The following is a 22,013-nucleotide window of genomic DNA, read 5'->3' on the forward strand; positions in this document are numbered from 1 at the left end:
ACGATCACATAACCTAATTACCCTATCAGTTCAAATGTTAGCTCGTTTATCTCCTGCCCCTCTACGGTGGCGTTAAGATGCCCTCGGATGTGTCGCCTAGTTGCTGAAAAATGGACATCGATGTCGATGGGAAATGACGCGACAATTCCCTCCGCCTTGCGGCCGAGTTCGGAAAGACGCCGGTGTAAAGTATTTTCTGGGTCATATTTCGGGATCGGTACCTCCCAGACGTGCTTGTGAATGTCGCGCTCGTCTTTTCCGTATGACATGAAGGGTCGCACCATTTCAGTCGTAACGGGCGCATTCATGACGGCGCACAGATAGTCAGCTTCGTGCTCGGTATCCATTGCAGCCCAATAGAGGCCACTTGCAATGATTGCTCTCGGTTCTTTCAGTTTTGCCGCCATTAAATGCATTCCCGCCCGATTATAAACAATGCGAAGCTGCGGGGGCGGTAGCTGTTTCGATAGTTTGGACTGGAAATCTAATTGCTGTATCAAGGTCAGCCGCTCGCTGGATCGATGTTCCATCCAAAGCGTTTCAGCTCGTCCCCACCACTGACTCAAACCTGGGTGCAGTTCAATCTGAGACGGAGTTAGGATACCATTCTTAGAACACGGCAGAACCGCCATCTGAGCATTGCCGGTACGGTAGGGATAAGCATTATCCCCTGTGTAGAAAGGGCGAACAAACTCACTCTCCACCACGCCTGTCACATCGGGCAGCGCCTTCCACGGCTTGTTCTCCTGAACGCTTCTGGACGACTTAAGGGCTTTACGCCCTGCAGGAATTCCGAGTGAGTTCGCATCCTGCTCCACTACGACGAATGCCACCCGTGGAGCGAAAATGGCGCCTTGAGTGAATGCAGGACTGTACGGAGATTTGACCAACTGACCAACGTGCTTCACCTCCCCCTGCTTACGGGTCAGGGTGAGGCTTGCTTTCTCCCAGGTTAAGTTTGGCTCAGATAGCCTCCCATTCCAAAGCTCTGCTTTCAGTGGCATTTTGCGACCGGCCCAGGTACTTTCTCCCAGCTCTGTCTCGGTCTGTCGGGTGTGCTCTTCACGAATGCCGAAAACAACAGACGCCGCACGCGGGAAGAAATGGGGGCGGATGCGACGCAAATCCCACGAAGGATCAAATGCTATTGCGGCATTTCCAGAACCGTCGCCGTAATAGCCGCTACGGAAACCCGTGTAATGTTCACGGTCAATCGCGGCATTTGGAAGGACCAAGCCGAACCTGCCTTTGACCTTAAGATAAAGCTCGCACGCCCTTACGGCAAACAACCCAGACAGGTCTTGATGTGTAGACAGCTCTCCACCGGCCCAAAGCCCTCTGGCTTCGCTCATTTCTCGGAACGTGGCTTGCATGTCCGACGTCATCTTGCGGTAGGCAAGCCAAGGGGGATTTCCAACCAGAACGTCGACGCGGTTTTGTGTACGCGATAGCCAAAGTGGCCTTGCGAGGTTTCTTATGTAGTAACCCCAAATATGGTCGCGACCTTCGTCGTGCAGGCGGCACATCGTTTTAAAGGTGGCCTCGATAGTGGGTCGGAATTTGTCCGGAATGGCGAGCCTTTGAAAGACCGGGTTCAAGGAAGGAAAGGCCGATCCCGGCTTTCGCGTTGAGGCTTTGTTGGCCATATCGCTCACAAGCTCATCGAACCGAGAGGCGTTATCGAGAAGCGCGTCGGGAAATGAAAGATCATTTCCGAAAAGGTCCTTCTTGTCGTCCGTCCGTATGGTTAGATTTCCTGCAGCCCACAGGTCAGCGTTTTGTTCTTGCCATTGAAGACTGTCGCCCAGGTAAACAGGTATGCGTATTGTTCCGCGATCTGGGTCGACTAATCGATGTCTACCAATGGCCAGCAGATAGGTAACGCGTGCGAGGGTAACCGCCACGGGATGAAGGTCCATTCCAATGACATGCTCAGTTACGCCGTCGATCAGCTTTCCGACGGGCATGCCTTCTGCTTCAGCGGCCGCGATATATTTTCGAATTGCGTGAAAAAGAAAGGTACCAGAACCGCAGGCCGCATCCAAAACTCGGGAATTGAGAGGGTCTTTGACAGTTTCTTGAACAACTATGTCGGCAAGCCAGTCAGGCGTATAATATTCGCCGAGCCGTTGTCTCGTTTCCGTGCCGATGACGCTTTCGTAGAGGACCTTCAAGACGTCTTGTTCGACCTTGCTCCATTCGAAGCGAGCGAGCCGTTTGGCAAGAGTTCTGATGAAAACATCGCCACCCTCGATCTCGACCACCCAGTCAAAGAAGTCCGACTCTACAACTCCATGAATTCCGCTCTCATCGAACTTGTCGCCAGCGAGCAGCGCCGCCGGATTTAGCGATTGTATCGGAAGGCCTAGAACAGCGTGAGCAATAGTCTCAGCTGTGTTAACAAGGAGAGTGTGCTCGACAAAAAGTTTTTCGGTGTCTTCAAATGCAGTACCGAGAGCCGAAGTAAGAAGCCTCGACCATAGTGTTCGTTTCATCTTGACGGTTGGATTATTCTTATTTCTCTCATACAGCGAGGAGATGGTTGCCCAATCCAACTGATAAGAGCTACTACCCGCTCCAAGCCTCATTTCTATATTTCGAGCGCTCGGGGCGATGTTTTGCGAGGTGGCAAGTACACCGTCCAGCCAGACTGTAAACCTCTCCATGTCCACAGCTGACGGCTCAACCATAATAGTCGATACCTCTCGCAGCTTTCCTTCAACTAGGTCATAGCAGAGCCACTCTGTGCCATCCGTCAGGACACCGACGTAGCGAAGGCCGGTTTGATTTACGCGCAGCTCCACATAGCCAGCAAGTTGCTCGACAGCATCGGCCTTAACCTTTCCCTTTCGAAGGTCACGCTTGACCTCAATAACGGTCGAGCCAACTTCAACATCGATACGCCTGCGATCTCCTGTCTGCGACTCAAGCAAAACAATCTTCACGTCGTCTTCGTCCAAGTTGAGCGGGGCGCTCAATATGAATTGGCGAACGTCGGCCTGTATCTCGGATTCCGTGCGCTTATCATTACGCCTGGCGATCCGGTCGAAAATTTCAAGCAATGGCCATCCCCCCTGTTGATGCGGCGTTTCTAATCTACGAAGCATCACAATCTCGCCAGAGGGTCTTATCGTTTATTCGGCCTGGATATCAACTCAACTCATGCAAGAAGCGCAGGGCAGCTTGTCGACGGCCTTTGGCTACACAGCGACCTTTCGACATCCGTGGCGGCATGACAACAGTTGTCGCAGGTGAGATCAAGGCTGACTTGACGAACGAAGGCACAGCGAGCTTGACTGCGAACGAGTTTGTTGGCCCCGCAGGGCAGGCACAATAACCAACGGGCATTGTATTAGTCTGTCACTAATACAATCTGGTTCCTTGCTTTCTCTCAGCTCACAATACCGGCGCGGGAGGATCAAGATGGGCGGATTTCAATTTGTACACCTGGAGGCGTTTTCTCGCAAAGGAAACAAGCGCGGTCAGTCTACGGACTTTGTTTTTGACGAGGCGCAGAGACGTCCGGGGGCTTGCCTTCACGTCGCCGAACCAAGTGAACCCGAAGTCATATTCGGCCTTCCCTTGAAGGACTTGCGAGAGTTGCACGATGGCCGAGCCGCTGAAGCCAAAGACACCATGAAAAACGGCAAGTCCCGCGCCATCCGGTCTACGCAACAAACGTTGGCAACGGTGATCGCGAGCCATCCGTTCACGGTCTCGGAAGCCCTTGCTGATCCCCATAAGGCGGTAGCCGTGGCTCGCTGGGAAGAGAAAACAGTTGAATGGCTCAGGAAGCTATATGGCTCTCAATTGCGTTCAGTGGTGCGCCATACGGACGAGAAGCACTGCCACCTTCATTGTTATTTGATCCCCGAAAACTCAATGATGAAGGCAGCTCAGCTTCATCCAGGGCACGTCGCAAAGTCGGCTATCACCTCTGGCGGAATGCGTCCTGGCGAAGACCAACTGGCGTTCAACAAGCGGGGGGATAAGGCGTACCGATCCGCTATGAGGGATTGGCAGAATGATTATTTTCTAGACGTCGGCGCTCCCTGCGGATTGACGCGTATGGGTCCTGGCGTCCGTCGTCTCGGCCGAAAAGAATGGCAAGCAGAGAAAGAGGTGGCAGTGTCCCGAGCCGCCGCTGAAATCGACAGCGACAAGCTATCGGTCAAACGAGCCGAGTTCGTGGCGAAAACAAACGAACAAGCGGCAGCATTCGTAAAGCGAGTTAACGACCATGCTGGGAAGGTATTGGACAGTGCAAATGCTCGGGCGCAAAAGGTTCATTTAGCTGCCGGACAAAAGCTGTTGGAGGCAAATCAGATAAGAGATCAAGCAGCGTCGGCACTAGCAAGAGCTGAGAGATACGCAGGCTTCGCAGGCCGCATTCGAGCGTGTTGGGATGGCCTGCGCCGATCATACATTGCTGCCTCTTTATGGAAACAGGTATCAGTAGAGGTGCAACGGATGCGCATCGCCTTGCAAGTCTCGGAGCGTACGCTGAAGGATCAGCAAAACGTGCGGCGGACGTTCGAGAAAAGATTGCGAGATGCCAATCGTGAAAAAGAATTAGCCAGAAACCAGGCAGCGCAATACCTGCTGGAACGAAATCAAGCGCTATCTTTAGTGAAGCCGTCGGCGACTAAGGCAAACGATGCACCAGCACCCAGCTTCCGACCGAAGCTGGGGAGATGATCGATATTGAAGGTTAGCAAGCCCCAGTTCGCTCATGCAGACCGAACTGAGACTTGCTTTATGCTATGAACGCTTAATCGGCGTTCAGCATCGAAATGATTTCCGAGATCGCCCCGCCATCAAATTTTTCGAAGGGGATTTTGGCTCGAAGGCTGTCTTTTTTGGTCATCAGGTAAATGTCGCCGTCTTTGGCCACGATTAGGATATCAGCGCGACCATATTTCACTACGCTTCCTGTCGCCGCGTCGTGTTGAACGAAGGCCTCGATGGCTGGCCCAACATGCAAAAAGTGACGCTTTTTTACTCGTTCGCTGACATAGATATCAGGCATAGGAATACTCCTTTAAGCTTAAAGAGAGGGGCGATTGTCGGATAGATACCTCACGACAGTCGCCCGGTTTTATTTAACAACAGCTATCGTCCAATGCGTGCAAGTAGGTCGAAAGCAAGTTTATTTTCGATGTCGTTTGCACCGCCTAGAACCTCTTCCGATATGGCCTTGATTGGCCTCAAGCTCGTGGAGATGAGATACGGATGCCACCCAACGAAGGGAATCTTTGGTACTTTCGTTAGCCCAAAGTCTTGATGCATCGGTCCCCAGCCGACCTTATCGACACAGAACCAGGAGAGTGAAACGAGTTCGGCCTGATGGAAAACCCCGTACTGGGTGAAGCCCTCATGCTTAGTTATCGTTATGCTGAAGCTCCATTCCGTGTTCGGGATGTATTGACGACCCCTTGCTCGAAACGAAGTAGGGTCTGCGACCAGCAGGGTTGGAGTATCGATCACCGGCCTTGCGATAGCTTTCAGACCAATCATTTCGACGTTCCATTTGATGAGACCTTTGTACCTCATTTTTCACCTCCATCGATCAACCGAAGCGAGCTTGTGCCACTCATGAGTGAGGTGAAAGCCAGTTCGCTCTGCTGAGCTGCACTGGCTCTGGACCATGCCAAACCATGTAGCGTACGGTCCGGCCTGGCATCATCTTCCGAATATTGGTCGATCAGCCAAACCGTCCTTTCTTCATGATCCCGCTCAATTGAGCAGAGTGAGATCATGAAACTGGGCCAGGGGAAGCAAGACCCATCTTCATTCCATTCAAATGTATATTTCATCTTTAACTCCGTACATTGAAAGCAACATGAATTTGCCACAGGTTGTTCGGAACAAAAATTAACTAATTTTCATCAATCTAAGGTATTAATGGAACTTTCCTTTACTAAAAACCAAATTGAAATGACAAATAAAGGGGAAATTCCTTTCCCCTCTTTGAATTATCCCCGCCAGTTCCTTAGCGGCGTGCACAATTAAAATTAGGTTTCCTTTTGGCTGACTCGCATCGCCGCCTCAACTAAAGGAAATGTCACGCAATAAGACTCATCAACTTTTGTGATGTATTGCCACGCATCCACATTTTTTTGTTGAATTAAAGGAATATTTCCTTGTCAACTTACAACCCGGGATGGTTTTCTGGTTCCGAGGTTGGTGCCAGTCGGGCTCGCAAGTCGCGTTCTACGTCTTCCCGCCAACGTAAGGCAGCACGGGGAAGTGCGGCTAGGGTCGCATCGCCCGAACGCTGGCGACAGCGCTTAATAGCCTTGCCGCCGTCTTCCCTAACACTCCATTCCAGCCAGTCGTGGATGGAGGACGGTGTCATCATTTTGATGACCTTCAATGCATCTTCGCGCATCCAGTCGTGTTGAAGATGGTCGAGTAAACTATGAATATGGGGCCATTCACGATATCGGTCCGGTAGTGACCGAAAGCGGGGGCGCAACTCCAAGTGATCCAATGGAACCACAACTGTTGACGGATCCGATCCACCACTATTGTTGTCATCAGATTTCTTTTGACCGCACTGCCTATCCGGAGCCGGATACCCATTTTCAACGAAATGGAATTTGCGGTATGTGCACGCGCCATCAAGGATGAGCAGTAGAACGAGCAACAGCCATGAAAGCAGCTTCTGATCCCTTTGAAGTTTTTGTTGCTTAGATCGGAGGAACGCGAGCCAAACCTGCCATCTGGTCCGCCAATCGATCCGTCGTGAGCGCTTTCGTGTTTTAAGTCTATGTGTCATTGTGAGCCTCCTGTGCGCTGTCACAATGATTTATGGCGATGCAAGGAACCACTGTGCTATCGCGAGACTTCTCAATCAAACCGATGATGTGAGCGAGAATTTATATACGGAGAAATGTCCAGACCAGATGGAAGCGGCATTGCTCTTAACACCTCGACTTCTTCGAGGACGAGATGCTTGGAACCATAGTTTCGCGAAACGCCGTCGAGACTGTGACCTGTCTGGAGATCATGAGTACGCTCATCGATTTTGGCAAGTCTCAGAAAATCCTTGGCGTTGTGCCGGGTACTGTGGAAAGTCGCTGTCATTTCTTTGTGAATACCGACGAGCTTCAGCATGCGGTTCATGCGCTTGGAAGCCGCATCCGCCGGGTCTTCAACCTTCTTCTTACCGTGGTTAAACGCAGCAGGAAAAATAAACTCATCAGACTTCCGGGACTGAGAGTATTCGATGAAGCCGACTGCCTCAAACGTACTGTGCAGCGCGATCAGGCGTCGAGAAGGCTCGTTCTTGAGTTGTCGAGGCTCGGAAAAGCCAGACTCAGCCACGACGTCAGTTCGAAGATCGAGGACCCAATAAGGTTCGCCATCTTGCCCGTGCATCGAGTAAACGTCTTTTCCCTGGAGATATACAAGTTCAGCGATACGTGCTCCGGTGATTGTACCGAGCAACGGAAGCCACTTCATATCCGCTCGATTTTCCTGCGCGGCGTGAAGAAACCATTCATTCAGTTCCCAAATCTCAAACGGCTTTCGGTCTTTGGAAGCTCTAGCATTCTGTGGAATGCGAAGATTTATGTCCGTCATTGGAGAACGGAACTGAAACTGTGCGGCTATATCTCGGAAGAACATCCGAAGTGGCGAAATATAGTTATCTTCAATACTTTTCCCTACCAAAGTAGGCAACTTTTCGTGATCCGGTAACGCGTCATTGAACGCCGCTGCTTCCTGCCGTGACTTTCCCTTAATCTCCGGAATTTTGGTATAATGCGAGGGAACTCTCGACAACAAATTCACAAATTTCTGAAAATCAAAAAAAACGTACTTATTCGCGGACCGGTCACCGGCGAACTCAATAAAGTCGCGTATTCGATTTCGATCTGTCTGAACTTTCTTTGGGCTGATACCTTCAAAATTCCTGATCTCGTCCGTCCAAGTCTCTAGGCATTGCGACAGAACTGGGCAGTCCGGCCCATTTATAGACAGGCTAACCGTGGTGGACATTTCAAATAGCTTGTTACGAACGTCGTCCAGGCGAGAGGCTTGTATCAAAGAGCCCTGCGTCTGCAACACATTAATCCGCTCGCCGATGTCTTTGATGCGGTCGCCGAGTTCTCGTTGCTGCCTCAGTTGTTCTACGGCGGTCTCCATCCGGACGGCCTTGATCGCAGCTTCTTTCTCTCGCTTGGCCAGCGCGTAGATTTCCTCCTGCTCGTCCATCGATGCGGCAATGATATCGATTAACTGATCAATGATTAATCCGCGTAAGTCTGGTCCATTCATCTGTCGATATCCACCATTTCTTATATCGACAAATAGCCTCTCGGCGTGACCAGCGAGTAAACGCGCCAACTGATTGGCCTTCCGGCCACGCGCTCGACTGAGTGATAATCTCAGGGGTGATTTTCCGATTCGTGTCAGCAAATCTGACGGAATGCGAATCTGGAAACGAAAGCCGCTGGTAGTTCTTGTCAAATACATCTGAAAAAGGGTACGTTCGAGGGTACAAATGCCCCAAAACGGCCTTCAGACAGCAAAAATATCAAGGACTTAGAATGGCGGAGAGGGTGGGATTTGAACCCACGGTGCCCTTGCAGGCACGCCGGATTTCGAGTGCGGTTTTCCGGCCACATTGAAAGCTTTGGGGTAATTCTTCTCCCGATCCAAAGATCCTAATTCGCAAAATCACAATATCTGCAGCTAGCTCTCACAGGCGCCAAGTTATGCGCCGGATGTCTGCCTTTCCAAAGAAGAAAGTTCATCGCTCCACAGCGCTCAGAAGCTCACTGTCATTCCTACCATCGACAACCGTGATATTGTTCGCCTTGAATTGCTCGATAGATTCGCGAAACGCCCTTTGGCGCGGCGAATCGCCGCTAGGCCCTTCCACCGCGAAAACCACCTCCGGCGGCAGGACTTTCTTCAAGCGATTGATCGTGAAAACCCATTTGTTTCCATGGTCCAGAATGCGTGTCGGTTCGTCTTGACCGAGATATATCGGCTTCAATACCTTCAGCGGCGTATCCCGGACGATTTCCACAAACGGGAACTTTGCGGAGTATATTCCGTCCGAAAACGCCATAGGCTTGAAACTACGGCCAATATCGCGCAGTTTTAAAATCCCTCGGACGTGCTTTTCTAGTAACCCTTCACGATAAACCGAGCCGGCGAAGTTCCGTCTGACATAGTAGTCAAACAATTCATCGAGCTTAGCCTTGGGATTATCAGTCATTGCGAAGCGAACGTCGCTGAATCGGATTACCCCCTCGCGATCCTTAGTCAAAGCGTGAAAAAGATGCTCGGCGTTGTCGTTCAGATCGAACTCGAACCTACTCTGCCCGTTACCCGTATGACCGGCGAGATCCCTGATACGCTTCAACTCAGTGTAATAGCTTTTCAGGACACTGCGAATAGTAACTGCCTCGACGGTGTCGAAGAAGTTTGTCAACCTACCCAGGCGCCTGGTCTCAAGCCTAAAGTCCAGAAAGCTCATGCGCGGCGCGACGATCACGATACCGATGTTGGCGAATTCTTCCGTTTCGACGTGCGGCTGGAAACGGACTATCGCATAGCTCACAGCTTGCTTTTTCATGTTCGTTCCCAAAACGCCGGCACTCTATGTCGCTTCAGTGTGTTTTCGACACGATCGAGCGACAAGTTAATATCGACCGTGCAGGCGTCGTCTACATAGTGCCACCGTTCTGGGATGTCACCAAGGATCTTGGGCAATCCTGTCAAAGCCTTCTCAAACCTTGCATTGTAATGGCCCTGTAGATCCTCCTGGTCGCAAATATCCGACAGAGAACTACGGAAAATATGACTTTCAAGCTGTGAATGAAGCGTTACCTCTTCATCGAAAGCTAGATTATGATCGATGACAACAAGCCGATGAGCTGTCTCTGACCAAAGGAGATTGGGATTGCCGCCAGCATCAGTTAGCGTGCGGTCGCCGTTTTTAACCCACCAGTCGAAGGCCGCGATATCGCGCTTTAGGTCCGTCGGCGCGTGCTGGACGTTGATGAAAGACATCTCCGTCGCATTCTCAATATTCTCCGAGCCGAAGAGCAAGCCAGCTCCCAAGGCACTTAAGGCCCCGTGCCGGCCTGCTTCGTAAAGTTCCTGCGGCACCGTTACTATGCAAAATGGAGGTATCGGCAAACCCAGTTGTCGCGCTAGGTGACCAGCAATCCATTCTTTTACAAGCGAGGCGTAGCCAGCCCCTGTGCCTTTAACAAAGTAGATTTTGCCGTCGGAACCGCGGCAAATATAGGGCTCCGTAGAACCCTGCTCAGAGCGTCTCAGCACTTCGTCGATTTCGATCGGCATCGGTCCCCACGCATACCACTTGTAGCATGCCTTAGATCACACCGTAAATCGAAGTCCAAGAGCGAGGACGTGCCGAGAGTGTGGCCCTAGCCAATTTTAAACTGGCATCGAATATAGCTAAAATCAGCGGATTGGGAGGGAAGCCTTACGGCCCCACGTTCAAAATGGCGGAGAGGGTGGGATTTGAACCCACGGTGCCCTTGCAGGCACGCCGCATTTCGAGTGCGGTACATTCAACCACTCTGCCACCTCTCCGCGGAACCGGTTGACGCTGTGAAGCGCGCCGTCCTCATACCGATAGAAAGTCCGGATGGCAAGGGTGAAAGTCGAAGCTTTTCACCCTTTTGCCTTGACACAATTTGACCCCTCGCGTATGTGCCCGATCCAATAGGTGCGGAGAAGTCCGCTCCCTTTGCGCTTCCGCGTTCCGCGCAAGCATCACCGGCAGGCCGGTTCGGGCACAAGGCCCGCCTCGCCTGCTCAATGTCGACTGATAAAAAGACGGCCCCCAAAGCGGGAGAGCCGGAACGAACATGAAAGGATAACCAATGTTCGCAGTCATCAAGACCGGCGGTAAGCAGTACCGTGTGGCAGCAAACGACGTGCTGACCATCGAGAAGCTCGACGTCATCGCCGGCGATATCGTAGAATTTAACGAAGTCCTGATGATCGGCGTCGGCGCCGACGCTTCTATTGGCGCACCCTTCGTTGTCGGCGCAACCGTCAAGGCTGAGGTTGTCGAACACAACCGCGCCCGGAAGGTCATCGCCTTCAAGAAGCGTCGTCGTCAGAATTCCAAGCGTTCGCGCGGTCATCGTCAGCACCACACGGTTGTCCGCATCACCGACATCGTCGCTGCCGTTTAAGATCACGGACAGGTTTAAAGGAGAAATCCCATGGCACATAAAAAAGCAGGCGGTTCGTCGCGCAACGGTCGTGATTCCGAATCCAAGCGTCTCGGCGTGAAGAAGTTCGGCGGCGAAGCTGTGATTGCAGGCAACATCATTCTGCGCCAGCGTGGCACGCAGTGGCATCCGGGCGCCAATGTCGGCCTCGGCAAGGACCACACGATCTTCGCGCTCACTCCCGGTAACGTCGCCTATCGCACCAAGGCCAATGGCCGCGTGTACGTATCCGTAATGCCGAAAGCCGAAGCAGCAGAATAAAGCCGGAAGCGTTTAAGCAGCCGGCGTCTCATCGACCCGGCTGACCGCATCAGGTTCAGTCTTTGAAAACGGGGAGATGGGGCGCCATCTCCCTTTTTTCTTTTCCCCCAAGGAGGACTGAACGATGCAAAGCGAATTGTTAAGGGAGGACCAATCGCGGTCGCCCGAAGACCGGTTGAGGCCGGAGAGGTTAAGACCCGATTGCCCCGTCTTGTTATCGGAGCGGCTCGTTCTGCGCGCCCCCCACAAAGACGACATCGAAGCTCTTGCCCATCTCGCCAATAACGCCAATGTCGCCACCATGGTCTCGCGCATGCCGCACCCGTATACGACCCGGGACGCCGCCGATTTTGTGCGCCGCACGACGTCTGGCGAGATTGGCAAGTGCCTCTATGCGATCACCAAAATGGAAAACGGCGCCTTTCTCGGCTGCTGCGGCATAGAACCGGGCCAGGATCCGACGACTGTCGAAATCGGCTACTGGCTGGGCGAGCCCTACTGGAACCAGGGCTTCATGACGGAGGCGGCTCACGCGCTGATCGACATGGTGTTCCGCACGCGGCCTGAGGTCGACCAGATCGATGCCCGCTGCCGGGTCACCAACGTCGCCTCGCGCCGGGTGATCCACAAGTGCGGGTTCCAGTTCCAGGGCGCCGGGCTGGCAGCGTCCCTGGCGCTTGGCAGCACGGTCTCCGTCGAATGGTTCCGACTGGATCGCCGCACCTGGATGTCGTTGCGCAGCTGGGGGGCACTGAGATGAACGCCGCTGTCCTCTCGCGCCGGTCGCGGCAGATCGCGGCACCCGGCCCGGAACCGGTTATCCGCACCGCCCGGCTGACACTGCGTCCGCATCGCCTTGGCGACGCGGACGCGATCACGGGATCCCTGTCGGATTTCGCGGTCACCCGCATGCTGGCGCGCGTGCCGGTTCCCTACCACCGGCAGGACGCGCTCGACTGGCTGGTGCCGCGGGCCTCCGGCCTGCTTGGCGACTGGGCGCTCGCCATCACCGAGGGCGATGACGATGTCCATATCGGCACCGTCGGCATCGAACTGCGCCACGACCGCTGGCACGTCGGCTACTGGCTGAACCGCTACTACTGGCGGCGTGGGTTCATGGGCGAAGCGGTGGCAGCGGCGCTGGAACGCTTCAGCCGGCGGATGCCAGGCGAAAACATCCATTCCGGTGTTTTCGTCGACAATCCGGCGTCGCTGAAGCTGCAGGAGAAACTCGGCTTCCGCATTACCGGTTGCGCGGAAGTCTTCAGCTTTGCCCGCAGCACCATGGTTCCGCATGTCGAAACCCTGCTGTTGCCGGGCGATCTGCGCACCAGCGCCAGTGCCAGTGCCTGAGGCAGACAAAGCTGACATAGACAAAACCGTCGCCGGTTCGCCGGCGGCGGCTTCTTATAGACCAGACAGCAAGACCCCCGCAGGCGACTATGCTATAGCTGCTGCAGATGACGATAATCTTTGACCTCCGGCAGAACCGCCTATATCGAAGGCGGCATGACGGGCGCAAACTGACCGAATAGCGAAGAATACGATGAAATTTCTTGACGAAGCAAAAGTCTACATCCGCTCCGGCGACGGCGGTGGCGGCAGCGTCTCATTCCGCCGGGAAAAATTCATCGAGTTCGGCGGCCCCGACGGCGGCGACGGCGGACGCGGTGGCGACGTCTGGGTCGAGGCGGTCAACGGCTTGAATACGCTGATCGATTTTCGTTTCCAGCAGCATTTCAAGGCGCAGATCGGTACCCATGGCATGGGCCGCAACCGCACCGGCGCAAACGGCGAACACGTCACGCTGAAGGTGCCTGTCGGCACCCAGGTCTTCGAGGAAGACGCCGAGACGATGATCTGCGACCTGACCTTCGAAGGCCAGCGCTTCCGCATTGCCGCCGGCGGTAACGGCGGCTTCGGCAATGCCCATTTCAAATCCTCTACCAACCAGTCGCCGGATTGGGCCAATCCTGGTCTCGAGGGCGAGGAAAAGACCATCTGGCTGCGGCTGAAGCTGATCGCCGATGCAGGCCTCGTCGGCATGCCGAATGCCGGCAAGTCGACCTTCCTCGGCGCAGTTACGCGTGCCCGCCCGAAGATTGCCAATTACCCCTTCACCACGCTGCATCCCAACCTCGGTGTCGCAACCGTCGATGGCACGGAATTCATTCTGGCCGACATTCCGGGCCTGATCGAAGGTGCCCATGAGGGCGTCGGTATCGGCGACCGTTTCCTCGGCCATGTCGAGCGCACCCGAGTGCTGCTGCATCTGGTTTCCGCCCAGGAAGAAAAGGTCGGCAAGGCCTACAAGACCGTCCGCCACGAGCTCGAAGCCTATGATGAGGCGCTGGGCGAAAAGCTGGAAATCGTCGCCCTGTCGCAGGTCGACATTCTCGACGATGCGGAACTAAAGAGAAAAACGAAGGAGCTCGCCCGCGCCTGCGGTCACACGCCATACCAGATTTCGGCGATCACCGGCAAAGGCATGACGGACCTTTTGCGCGCGCTGCGCGACATCATCGCTATCGGCGAAACAGAAGACAAGCCGATGAAGGCGCTGAAAAACCGCCACAGGGATACAGTCGACCTGGTCGCGGATGAAGCCAACGAAAGCGGGGACGAGGAGCGCGAGGGATGACAGCCCGACAGCCGCTCGACCGCTACCGGCGCATCGTCATCAAGATCGGCTCGGCGCTGCTGGTCGACCGCGGCACCGGGTTGAAGAAGGCTTGGCTCGATGCGATCTGCGCCGATATCGCCGCGCTGAAAGCAAAGGGCGTCGATGTCCTTGTTGTCTCCTCGGGAGCCATCGCGCTCGGCCGCTCCGTGCTCGACCTTGCCAGCGGCGCCCTGAAGCTCGAGGAGAGCCAGGCGGCTGCGGCGGTCGGCCAGATTGCGCTCGCCCGCGCCTGGTCGGAAAGCCTTTCCCGTGACGACATCGTTGCCGGCCAGATCCTGCTGACGCTTGGCGACACCGAGGAGCGACGCCGCTATCTCAACGCCCGCGCCACCATCAGCCAGCTCCTGAAACTCGGCGCGGTACCGATCATCAATGAGAACGACACGGTCGCCACCAGCGAAATCCGCTATGGCGACAACGACCGGCTGGCAGCGCGCGTTGCCACCATGACCGGCGCAGACCTGCTGATCCTGTTGTCAGATATCGACGGCCTCTACGCCGCCCCGCCGCACCTCGACCCAAATGCCCGGTTCCTCCACACGATTGCTGAAATCACGCCCGAAATCGAGGCGATGGCTGGCGGCGCTGCCTCGGAACTGTCACGCGGCGGCATGCGCACCAAGATCGATGCCGGCAAGATCGCCACCGGTGCCGGCTGCGCCATGATCATTGCATCCGGCAAGACGGACCGGCCTCTTTCCGCCATCGACCAAGGTGCCCGCTCCTCCTGGTTTGCGCCCTCTGGCACACCGGTCACGGCGCGCAAGACCTGGATTGCCGGGCAGCTGCAGCCGGCAGGCGAACTGCACGTCGATGCCGGCGCCGTCACCGCGCTCGGTGCAGGCAAGAGCTTGCTGCCTGCTGGCGTGCGCTCCGTGATCGGTCACTTCGGGCGCGGCGATACAGTCGCCGTCATCGGTCCCGCCGGCCGCGAGATCGGCCGTGGCCTTGCCGGCTACGATGCCGAAGAGGCACGGCAGATTACCGGCCGCAAGTCGGCGGAGATCGAGGCCATTCTCGGCTATGCCGGCCGCGCCGCCATGGTTCACCGCGACGATCTGGTAATGACGGCGTCGGGAACGCAAGGCACAGCAAGCCGAAAGGACGAGGCGCATGCTTGATCACGTAGCAGCCAGCCCTGATATCGACCGGCTGATGGATGAAATCGGTCGCCGGGCCCGCGCTGCGGCACGTCCGCTGTCGTTTGCCTCTGCTCAATCGAAAACCCGCGCCCTCAATGCCATGGCGGATGCCATTCTTTCAAAGCGGGACCACATATTGGCTGAGAATGCCAGGGATCTTGGCGACGTGGAAGGCACCGGCATGCTCGCATCGTCGATCGACAGGTTGACGCTGACCGAGGCACGCATCGACGCCATGGCCGACGGCATCCGCACGATTGCCGCACTGGCCGATCCGGTCGGCGAAGTCATTGCCGCCTGGGAACGCCCGAACGGGCTGCAGATCGAGCGCGTCCGCACGCCGCTCGGCGTCATCGGCGTCATCTTCGAAAGCCGCCCCAACGTTACCGCCGATGCTGGTGCACTCTGCCTGAAGGCCGGCAATGTCGCCATTCTGCGCTGCGGCAGCGATTCGCGCCGTTCCTCGCAGGCAATCCATGCCTGCCTCGTCGAGGGATTGAAGGCGGCAGGCTTGCCGGAATACGCGATCCAGCTTGTCCCGGTTACCGATCGGGCAGCCGTCGGCGCAATGCTGTCCGGGCTCGATGGAAATATCGACGTCATCGTCCCGCGCGGCGGCAAAAGCCTCGTGGCGCGGGTGCAAAGCGAGGCCCGCGTTCCGGTCTTTGCCCACCTCGAGGGTATCTGCCACATCTACATCGATGCGTCTGCGAAACTGGAAATGGCAAAGCAGATTGTCGTCAACGCCAAGATGCGCCGTACTGGCGTGTGTGGCGCGGCCGAGACGCTGCTTGTCGACCGGGCGGCAGCGGCAACCCACCTCAAGCCGCTCGTCGACGCTCTTGCGGCGGCCGGCTGCGAAGTTCGCGGATCGGCCGACGTGCTTCATGCTATCCCCGCATTGAAGGCTGCCACCAAGGAGGATTGGTCGACGGAGTATCTCGATGCCATTATATCGATTGCTATGGTTGATGGCATCTCGGGCGCTATCGAACATATAGCCCGCTATTCATCCAATCACACCGAGGCTGTCATTGCTGAAGACCCCGAAGTGGTGGGGCGCTTCTTCACGGAGGTGGATTCAGCAATCCTGCTGCACAACGCATCGACGCAATTTGCCGATGGCGGTGAGTTCGGCATGGGCGCGGAAATCGGCATTGCCACCGGAAAGATGCATGCGCGCGGACCTGTCGGCGTCGAACAACTGACGTCTTTCAAATACCGGGTGCGCGGCAGCGGACAGATACGGCCCTGATGTGACAGCAGACCGGATCGACGCGCCCTATCTGCGAATGCCCCATGCCGAGCGTGGAATGGTCGTCGGCCTTTTCGGCGGATCCTTCAATCCGCCGCACCCGGGACATGTGCTCGTTGCCGAGATTGCCATCCGTCGGCTTGGCCTTGATCAGCTGTGGTGGATGGTGACGCCGGGCAACCCGCTTAAAAACACCAACCACCTCGCCCCCTTGGCAGAACGCATTGCCCTCAGCGAGAAGATCGCCGTCGATCCGCGCATCAAGGTGACCGGCTTCGAGCAGGCGCTCAACATGCGCTATACGGCGGATACGCTGGCCCGCGTCAAGGCACTGAACAGCCACGTGCATTTCATCTGGATCATGGGCGCCGATAGCCTGAACACGTTCCACAAATGGCAGAAGTGGCAGACCATCGCCAAAACCTTCCCGATTGCCGTGATCGATCGTCCGGGTTCGACGCTGTCGCACCTGTCGGCCAAGATGGCGAAGACGTTTCACTACGCCCGCGTCGATGAAGACGACGCAAGGGTGCTGTGGAAGAAGCGTGCACCGGCCTGGACATTCATCCACGGTCCGCGTTCGACGCTGAGCTCGACCGCACTGCGCGAAGAGCAGCAGAAAACCTGAATTTCCGAAATTTGAAATCCTCCAAAATGAAAAGCCCGACGGGGGAGGAGATCCGTCGGGCCTATCAAAACTGATCGACAACCGGGAGGAGGAGTGTCATCGATCCAAAATCGAATGGCGCTGGGAGGAGGAGTGCGCTGTTCGATGAGTTAAATCTAGCACAGCTGTCGAGAAGTAAAATCGTTGATATCGCAACGCAGCCATGCATTTTACACATGACAGAAAAGTGCAAATGCACAAAATTAAATCTTTCGTAAGCTTTCGCGCGAGATCACACCGACCACCTACGCTGTTGACGACGCCCTGCCCCCAAAAGACGCTGGGGCGCCATGTTGCAGCCCGATGGATGTCACAGGGGCCTACAGAGCCATGCGAAATCGACCAAGTCAGTAGGGAATAGCAATCGGCGAAATCTCTGAAATCATTGTCGATTAATCGTGTTGACGAAACCGACGCTGGTCAAATCGCGCGAAGCGATATATTCCTGAAAATACTTCGCCAATTTGGAGATTGCCATGCCGACCCGCCGTTCCTGGATGAAACTTGCCGCTGTAGCCATTGTCGCCGGCTGGCTCGGATTGGCCACCGGCGTCTCTCCCTCGGCAGCGGCGGAAAAAATAACCGTGTTCGCTGCCGCCAGCATGAAGAACGCCCTCGACAGCGCAAACGCCGCTTACACCGCCCAGAGCGGCAAGCAGATCACCGTGTCCTATGCCGCGAGTTCGGCGCTGGCAAAGCAGATCGAGAGCGGCGCACCTGCAGATATCTTCATTTCGGCCGACACCGACTGGATGGCATACCTCGGCAACAAGAACCTGCTGAAGCCGGATACGCAGGTAAACCTATTGGGCAACCAGATCGTGCTCGTTGCCCCCCGCGACAAAGCGAAGCCGGTTGATATCAAGGCCGGCATGGATTTCTCCGCCCTCCTCGGCGACGGTCGCCTGGCGATGGGCCAGGTCGATTCCGTGCCAGCCGGTAAATACGGCAAGGCAGCCCTCGAAAAACTGGGGATCTGGCCGTCGGTCGAAAGCAAGGTTGCCGGTGCCGAAAGCGTGCGCGCTGCGCTGGCGCTGGTATCGCGCGGCGAAGCCCCCTACGGAATTGTCTATCAGACGGATGCCGCCTCCGACCCGGGCGTCGCCATCGTCGGCACTTTTCCAGCAGACAGCCACCCGCCCATCATCTATCCGCTCGCCATCACTGCCAGCAGCAGGAACAAGGATGTCGATGCCTATTACGACTTCCTCAAGTCGTCCAAGGCGGAGCCTTTCTTCGAGCACGAAGGTTTCACCATCCTGAACTGAACATCGCCTGCCTGCTGCATGACCGGCGGACCAACAGGGAAAGAGAGCGGTTTTGGAGGGATGGCATTTAAGCAGTGACGAGTGGACGGCGATTCTGCTTAGCCTGCGCGTCGCTAGCGTGGCCATGCTGGTGAGCCTGCCATTCGGGGTCGCCGCAGCGCTGCTTCTCGCTCGCGGCCGGTTCTTTGGAAAATCGCTGCTGAACGGCATCATCCATATGCCGCTGATCCTGCCGCCGGTCGTCACCGGTTTTCTGCTGCTGATCCTGTTCGGTCGCCGCGGCGTCATCGGCGCCTTCCTCGACAACCATTTCGGCATCGTCTTTTCTTTTAGATGGACCGGTGCCGCGCTCGCCTGCGGAATCATGGGGTTCCCCCTGATGGTACGCAGCATCCGGCTGTCGCTGGAAGCCGTCGACCGCAAGCTGGAGGAGGCTGCAGGAACGCTGGGTGCCAGTCCTGTGTGGATATTCCTCACCGTCACCTTGCCGCTCACGCTCCCCGGTATCATTGCCGGCATGATCCTCTCATTTGCCAAGGCGATGGGGGAATTCGGCGCCACCATCACCTTCGTCTCCAACATTCCTGGCGAAACCCAGACGCTTTCGTCGGCAATCTATACCTTCACTCAGCTCCCCGGCGGCGATGCGGGCGCGCTGAGGCTCACCGTCGTCGCGGTGCTGATTTCCATGACCGCACTGCTGGCGTCCGAGTTTCTTGCCCGTTGGGTCGGCCGCAGGGTGGACGTCTGATGACGCTGACGGTGAACATCCGCCACAGGCTCGGCGCTTTTGCGCTGGACGCTGCCTTTACCGCAGAGGGCGGGGTTACGGCCCTGTTCGGCCGCTCCGGCTCTGGGAAGACCTCGCTCATCCGCAGCATTGCCGGGCTGATCCACCCCGACCACGGCCACGTTGCGCTCGATGGCAGGGTGCTGACGGACACGGACCAAAATATCTTCGTGCCCCGCCATCGCCGCCGTTTCGGCTACGTCTTTCAGGAGGCACGGCTGTTTCCGCATCTGTCGGTTCGCCACAACCTCGGCTATGGCCGCTGGTTCGCGCCGAAAACGACCGACCGCGACGATTTCGACAGCGTCGTCGATCTACTCGGGCTCGGCCCGCTTCTGGAGCGCCGACCCGGCAAGCTGTCGGGCGGCGAAAAGCAGCGGGTGGCAATCGGCCGTGCCCTGCTCTCCAACCCGCGCCTGTTGCTGATGGACGAGCCGCTGGCGGCACTCGACGAGGAGCGCAAGGCAGAGATCCTGCCCTATCTTGAACGGCTGCGCGACGAGACGAAAATCCCGATCGTCTATGTCAGCCACGCGATTGCAGAGGTCGCGAGGCTCGCAAGTCGCGTCGTCCTTTTGCGCGACGGCCATGTGGAAGCGGTCGGCAGCGCCGTCGAGGTTTTGAGCCTGCCATCGACGGCGGAGGGCGCCGAGCGCCGCGAGGCCGGCGTGCTGCTGGAAGGCCGCATCGACAGCATCTCGCAGACCCATCTCCTATCGACCGTCGCCCTGAAGACCGCGAAACTGCAGGTGCCGGGGACAGGATTTCCGGTCGGCAGGATGGTGCGGATCCACGTCCCCGCCCGCGATGTGATGCTGGCGACCGTGCGCCCGGAAGGCCTCAGCGCGCTCAATATTCTCGAAGGAACGATCACCTGGATCGGCGTGGTCGCCAACGGTGCGCTCGAAGTCCGCCTCAACTGTGGCGGCGACCCGATCCTGTCGCGGATTACCCAGCTGTCAGGCGAAAGACTGCGCTTGGCAGTGGGCATGACCGTTTTTGCAGTCATCAAGACAGTCGCCCTGCAAAACGGATGACCGGTGTTATCACGCTTCCGGCAACCCCTGCGGACGGTAGTGCTCCTGCAGCCACAGCAGATCGTCGGCGAGAACGAGGGCGACCGCCCGCTCCATCGCCCGGAACCGCTCGAGCAGCGCCTCGCCGAAGGGTGTCAGCACCGCACCGCCACCCTTCTGGCCGCCCCGCTGCGATTCGACCGAGGGCACGTCGAACATGCGGTTGAGGTCGCTGACCAGAAGCCATGCGCGGCGGTAGGACATATCCATGGCTCGCCCCGCCGCCGAAATCGAGCCCGTCCTGCGGATGTGCTCAAGCAGCTCCATCTTGCCCCGGCCAAGCCGATCCTGTCCCGTGAAACGGATGCGCAGGATGGCGTCTATCGTGTCGTTGGAATGTCTGGTCATGGCCCGCAGCTTTTGAGCGTTGTTTCCCTATACGCGCAGCACTCTTGGCTGTATACGGCCGTACCCGAGGCATCGATATGGGCCAATGGGAAGGCCGACGGGCAAAAATTCGCAGATCGGTGCCGAAAACGCATCGCTGGCCGAGAAACTGAGCCCCGACCGCCGATGCCGAGCTGCACGCGTCTTGAAACCTTAGTGCTTTGATGCCTATCTTGAGAACTGATTTGAACGACAGTTCGAATCAATCGCGTGCATGTTCTGTTACTCCTGAAAGGAAAAGCACTGACAACAGTACACGCCAAGGGACGAACGCTAGCCGTTGCCCCGAAGAGCCCGGAACGTGGCGTTGATGCCGCCGCCCGCGCCCTGCAAGCCGTCCTCAACAGCCTTGAGGACTCCAAAGCTGAAGACATCGTCACCATCAACATTGCGGGCAAATCCGCGCTGGGCGACTACATGGTTGTGGTCTCCGGGCGCTCAAACCGCCATGTCCTGGCGATCTCCGATCACCTCACGTCCGATATCAAGGGCGAAGGTCTCGGCAACCCGCGCGTCGAAGGTCTCGACGCAGGCGACTGGGTTCTGATCGACACTGGTGACATCATCGTCCACGTCTTCCGTCCGGAAATCCGCGAGTTCTACAACATCGAAAAGATGTGGGCCGCGCCGGATCTCGACGAGGGCACGATACACTAGCAGATCCGGTTTCCCCGGCTGCTGCGCAGGTTTGACTGGCCGCAACGGCATCTGTCGCGCGGCTAAGAAATATGTGCGGCCGTGCTGGCCATCGTCTCTGGAGTGAACATGCGGATTGGATTGTTTGCCGTTGGCCGGCTGAAGACCGGCCCGGAGAAGGATCTCGCGGCCCGCTATTTCGACCGGTTCGCCAAGACGGGCCCAGCCATCGGGCTGGATTTCTCGCGCGTCACCGAAGTCGCGGAAAGTCGTGCCTCGAACGGCGAAACGCGCAAGCGCGAGGAGGCGGCCATGCTGCTGAAATCGCTGCCGGACGCCAGTATCCTCATGCTGCTCGACGAGCGCGGCAAAGCGATGGACAGCGAGGCATTTGCTGCGCTCCTTGGCCAGTACCGGGACCAGGGCAAGCGCGACCTGACGATCGCCATCGGCGGCGCGGATGGCCTCGATCCTTCGCTCTACGACAGGGCAGACAGCACGATCTGTCTCGGCAAGATGACCTGGCCACACCAGCTTGTGCGGATTCTTATTGCCGAACAGCTCTACAGGGCGGTCACCATTCTCTCCGGCCACCCCTACCATCGCGTCTGAAAGTG

22 protein-coding genes, 1 tRNA gene and 2 pseudogenes are annotated in these 22,013 nt (G+C 56.8%); 14 read left to right on the forward strand and 11 right to left on the reverse strand.

All coding sequences use genetic code 11. The features are described 5' to 3' along the window. Window positions 1-17: 17 nt before the first annotated feature. Entirely contained in the window at window positions 18-3,062 is a 3,045-nt protein-coding gene (locus J5289_RS01515; protein WP_247750756.1) for an N-6 DNA methylase, read from the reverse strand. Window positions 3,063-3,423: 361 nt separating this feature from the next. Here J5289_RS01515 and J5289_RS01520 point away from each other — a divergent pair, with 361 nt between their 5' ends. Further along, on the forward strand, window positions 3,424-4,698 hold the full coding sequence (locus tag J5289_RS01520) for a hypothetical protein (RefSeq protein ID WP_209207491.1): 1,275 nt from the start codon (window positions 3,424-3,426) through the stop codon (window positions 4,696-4,698). A gap of 73 nt (window positions 4,699-4,771) precedes the next feature. Here J5289_RS01520 and J5289_RS01525 read toward each other — a convergent pair whose 3' ends face one another. The 9 genes and pseudogenes from J5289_RS01525 to J5289_RS01560 all read right to left on the reverse strand — a co-directional run bounded on the left by J5289_RS01525 (window position 4,772) and on the right by J5289_RS01560 (window position 10,581). Continuing rightward, a complete protein-coding gene (locus tag J5289_RS01525; RefSeq protein ID WP_209207490.1) occupies window positions 4,772-5,029 on the reverse strand; it encodes a hypothetical protein in 258 nt (85 codons plus the stop codon). Window positions 5,030-5,112: 83 nt separating this feature from the next. Further along, window positions 5,113-5,553 carry a hypothetical protein gene (locus J5289_RS01530; protein ID WP_209207489.1) on the reverse strand — a complete coding sequence of 147 codons (441 nt, stop codon included), beginning with the start codon at window positions 5,551-5,553 and terminating at the stop codon, window positions 5,113-5,115. After that, the gene (locus J5289_RS01535; RefSeq protein WP_209207488.1) at window positions 5,550-5,816 is read right to left on the reverse strand and encodes a hypothetical protein; all 267 of its coding nucleotides are present in this window, start codon (window positions 5,814-5,816) and stop codon (window positions 5,550-5,552) included. Before J5289_RS01535 ends, J5289_RS01530 begins: the two co-directional genes overlap by 4 nt. 335 nt (window positions 5,817-6,151) lie before the next feature. Continuing rightward, window positions 6,152-6,781, reverse strand: a complete 630-nt coding sequence (locus J5289_RS01540; RefSeq protein ID WP_209207487.1) for a hypothetical protein — start codon at window positions 6,779-6,781, stop codon at window positions 6,152-6,154. Between the two features lie 71 nt (window positions 6,782-6,852). After that, a complete protein-coding gene (locus J5289_RS01545) occupies window positions 6,853-8,283 on the reverse strand; it encodes a site-specific integrase (RefSeq protein ID WP_209207486.1) in 1,431 nt (476 codons plus the stop codon). 78 nt (window positions 8,284-8,361) lie between these two features. Further along, window positions 8,362-8,481 (reverse strand): annotated as a pseudogene (locus tag J5289_RS29810) (hypothetical protein); the annotation flags it as partial. Between the two features lie 277 nt (window positions 8,482-8,758). After that, window positions 8,759-9,592: a DUF3037 domain-containing protein gene (locus J5289_RS01550; RefSeq protein WP_209207485.1), complete on the reverse strand. Its 834-nt coding sequence runs from the start codon at window positions 9,590-9,592 to the stop codon at window positions 8,759-8,761. Continuing rightward, on the reverse strand, window positions 9,589-10,326 hold the full coding sequence (locus J5289_RS01555; RefSeq protein WP_142828757.1) for a HipA family kinase: 738 nt from the start codon (window positions 10,324-10,326) through the stop codon (window positions 9,589-9,591). The genes J5289_RS01550 and J5289_RS01555 overlap by 4 nt, the downstream gene beginning before the upstream one ends. A gap of 165 nt (window positions 10,327-10,491) precedes the next feature. Further along, window positions 10,492-10,581 (reverse strand) — tRNA-Ser (locus tag J5289_RS01560). A gap of 293 nt (window positions 10,582-10,874) precedes the next feature. Between J5289_RS01560 and rplU the strand changes: the two genes are divergently transcribed. The 11 genes from rplU (at window position 10,875) to modC (ending at window position 20,334) form a co-directional block, all read left to right on the forward strand. Then, on the forward strand, window positions 10,875-11,192 hold the full coding sequence (gene rplU, locus J5289_RS01565; protein WP_111222079.1) for a 50S ribosomal protein L21: 318 nt from the start codon (window positions 10,875-10,877) through the stop codon (window positions 11,190-11,192). A gap of 30 nt (window positions 11,193-11,222) precedes the next feature. Next, the gene (rpmA, locus tag J5289_RS01570; protein WP_142824524.1) at window positions 11,223-11,492 is read left to right on the forward strand and encodes a 50S ribosomal protein L27; all 270 of its coding nucleotides are present in this window, start codon (window positions 11,223-11,225) and stop codon (window positions 11,490-11,492) included. Window positions 11,493-11,616: 124 nt separating this feature from the next. Next, a complete protein-coding gene (locus J5289_RS01575) occupies window positions 11,617-12,252 on the forward strand; it encodes a GNAT family N-acetyltransferase (protein ID WP_111222081.1) in 636 nt (211 codons plus the stop codon). Next, complete coding sequence (locus J5289_RS01580) at window positions 12,249-12,845, forward strand: GNAT family N-acetyltransferase (RefSeq protein WP_209185403.1); 597 nt, start codon at window positions 12,249-12,251, stop codon at window positions 12,843-12,845. The genes J5289_RS01575 and J5289_RS01580 overlap by 4 nt, the downstream gene beginning before the upstream one ends. Window positions 12,846-13,038: 193 nt before the next feature. Continuing rightward, a complete protein-coding gene (obgE, locus tag J5289_RS01585) occupies window positions 13,039-14,133 on the forward strand; it encodes a GTPase ObgE (protein ID WP_209185404.1) in 1,095 nt (364 codons plus the stop codon). Continuing rightward, a complete protein-coding gene (gene proB, locus J5289_RS01590) occupies window positions 14,130-15,296 on the forward strand; it encodes a glutamate 5-kinase (protein WP_209207484.1) in 1,167 nt (388 codons plus the stop codon). Before obgE ends, proB begins: the two co-directional genes overlap by 4 nt. After that, the gene (locus tag J5289_RS01595; RefSeq protein WP_209187654.1) at window positions 15,289-16,572 is read left to right on the forward strand and encodes a glutamate-5-semialdehyde dehydrogenase; all 1,284 of its coding nucleotides are present in this window, start codon (window positions 15,289-15,291) and stop codon (window positions 16,570-16,572) included. Before proB ends, J5289_RS01595 begins: the two co-directional genes overlap by 8 nt. Before the next feature lie 37 nt (window positions 16,573-16,609). Continuing rightward, window positions 16,610-17,200, forward strand: coding sequence for a nicotinate-nucleotide adenylyltransferase (locus J5289_RS01600; RefSeq protein ID WP_209185479.1), 591 nt, complete (start codon window positions 16,610-16,612; stop codon window positions 17,198-17,200). A 515-nt stretch (window positions 17,201-17,715) separates the two neighbouring features. Beyond that, the gene (gene modA / locus J5289_RS01605; protein WP_209207483.1) at window positions 17,716-18,507 is read left to right on the forward strand and encodes a molybdate ABC transporter substrate-binding protein; all 792 of its coding nucleotides are present in this window, start codon (window positions 17,716-17,718) and stop codon (window positions 18,505-18,507) included. Between the two features lie 52 nt (window positions 18,508-18,559). Further along, on the forward strand, window positions 18,560-19,258 hold the full coding sequence (modB, locus tag J5289_RS01610; protein ID WP_142824517.1) for a molybdate ABC transporter permease subunit: 699 nt from the start codon (window positions 18,560-18,562) through the stop codon (window positions 19,256-19,258). Then, the gene (gene modC / locus J5289_RS01615) at window positions 19,258-20,334 is read left to right on the forward strand and encodes a molybdenum ABC transporter ATP-binding protein (RefSeq protein ID WP_142824516.1); all 1,077 of its coding nucleotides are present in this window, start codon (window positions 19,258-19,260) and stop codon (window positions 20,332-20,334) included. Before modB ends, modC begins: the two co-directional genes overlap by 1 nt. A gap of 9 nt (window positions 20,335-20,343) precedes the next feature. Here modC and J5289_RS01620 read toward each other — a convergent pair whose 3' ends face one another. Further along, window positions 20,344-20,721 (reverse strand): winged helix-turn-helix domain-containing protein, encoded by a 378-nt coding sequence (locus tag J5289_RS01620; RefSeq protein ID WP_142824515.1) that lies wholly within the window; start codon window positions 20,719-20,721, stop codon window positions 20,344-20,346. Window positions 20,722-20,974: 253 nt separating this feature from the next. Here J5289_RS01620 and rsfS point away from each other — a divergent pair. Further along, window positions 20,975-21,417, forward strand: a pseudogene (rsfS, locus tag J5289_RS01625) (ribosome silencing factor). 108 nt (window positions 21,418-21,525) lie between these two features. After that, window positions 21,526-22,008 (forward strand): 23S rRNA (pseudouridine(1915)-N(3))-methyltransferase RlmH, encoded by a 483-nt coding sequence (gene rlmH, locus J5289_RS01630; RefSeq protein WP_142824514.1) that lies wholly within the window; start codon window positions 21,526-21,528, stop codon window positions 22,006-22,008. Window positions 22,009-22,013 lie beyond the last annotated feature (5 nt).

The organism is Rhizobium sp. B230/85 (genome assembly GCF_019355735.1).
In the GTDB taxonomy this organism is placed as follows: Bacteria; Pseudomonadota; Alphaproteobacteria; order Rhizobiales; family Rhizobiaceae; genus Rhizobium; species Rhizobium rhododendri.

Bases quoted from the DNA above. Each gene is read 5' to 3' on its own strand.
- J5289_RS01600 (WP_209185479.1), top strand. From the start codon at position 16,610: ATGCCCCATGCCGAGCGTGGAATGGTCGTCGGCCTTTTCGGCGGATCC.
- J5289_RS01535 (WP_209207488.1), bottom strand. From the start codon at position 5,816: ATGAAATATACATTTGAATGGAATGAAGATGGGTCTTGCTTCCCCTGG.
- J5289_RS01575 (WP_111222081.1), top strand. From the start codon at position 11,617: ATGCAAAGCGAATTGTTAAGGGAGGACCAATCGCGGTCGCCCGAAGAC.
- rpmA (WP_142824524.1), top strand. From the start codon at position 11,223: ATGGCACATAAAAAAGCAGGCGGTTCGTCGCGCAACGGTCGTGATTCC.
- rplU (WP_111222079.1), top strand. From the start codon at position 10,875: ATGTTCGCAGTCATCAAGACCGGCGGTAAGCAGTACCGTGTGGCAGCA.
- J5289_RS01545 (WP_209207486.1), bottom strand. From the start codon at position 8,283: ATGAATGGACCAGACTTACGCGGATTAATCATTGATCAGTTAATCGAT.
- proB (WP_209207484.1), top strand. From the start codon at position 14,130: ATGACAGCCCGACAGCCGCTCGACCGCTACCGGCGCATCGTCATCAAG.
- J5289_RS01595 (WP_209187654.1), top strand. From the start codon at position 15,289: ATGCTTGATCACGTAGCAGCCAGCCCTGATATCGACCGGCTGATGGAT.
- modA (WP_209207483.1), top strand. From the start codon at position 17,716: ATGCCGACCCGCCGTTCCTGGATGAAACTTGCCGCTGTAGCCATTGTC.
- J5289_RS01550 (WP_209207485.1), bottom strand. From the start codon at position 9,592: ATGAAAAAGCAAGCTGTGAGCTATGCGATAGTCCGTTTCCAGCCGCAC.
- modC (WP_142824516.1), top strand. From the start codon at position 19,258: ATGACGCTGACGGTGAACATCCGCCACAGGCTCGGCGCTTTTGCGCTG.
- J5289_RS01540 (WP_209207487.1), bottom strand. From the start codon at position 6,781: ATGACACATAGACTTAAAACACGAAAGCGCTCACGACGGATCGATTGG.
- J5289_RS01620 (WP_142824515.1), bottom strand. From the start codon at position 20,721: ATGACCAGACATTCCAACGACACGATAGACGCCATCCTGCGCATCCGT.
- J5289_RS01580 (WP_209185403.1), top strand. From the start codon at position 12,249: ATGAACGCCGCTGTCCTCTCGCGCCGGTCGCGGCAGATCGCGGCACCC.
- rlmH (WP_142824514.1), top strand. From the start codon at position 21,526: ATGCGGATTGGATTGTTTGCCGTTGGCCGGCTGAAGACCGGCCCGGAG.
- J5289_RS01525 (WP_209207490.1), bottom strand. From the start codon at position 5,029: ATGCCTGATATCTATGTCAGCGAACGAGTAAAAAAGCGTCACTTTTTG.
- obgE (WP_209185404.1), top strand. From the start codon at position 13,039: ATGAAATTTCTTGACGAAGCAAAAGTCTACATCCGCTCCGGCGACGGC.
- J5289_RS01555 (WP_142828757.1), bottom strand. From the start codon at position 10,326: ATGCCGATCGAAATCGACGAAGTGCTGAGACGCTCTGAGCAGGGTTCT.
- J5289_RS01520 (WP_209207491.1), top strand. From the start codon at position 3,424: ATGGGCGGATTTCAATTTGTACACCTGGAGGCGTTTTCTCGCAAAGGA.
- J5289_RS01530 (WP_209207489.1), bottom strand. From the start codon at position 5,553: ATGAGGTACAAAGGTCTCATCAAATGGAACGTCGAAATGATTGGTCTG.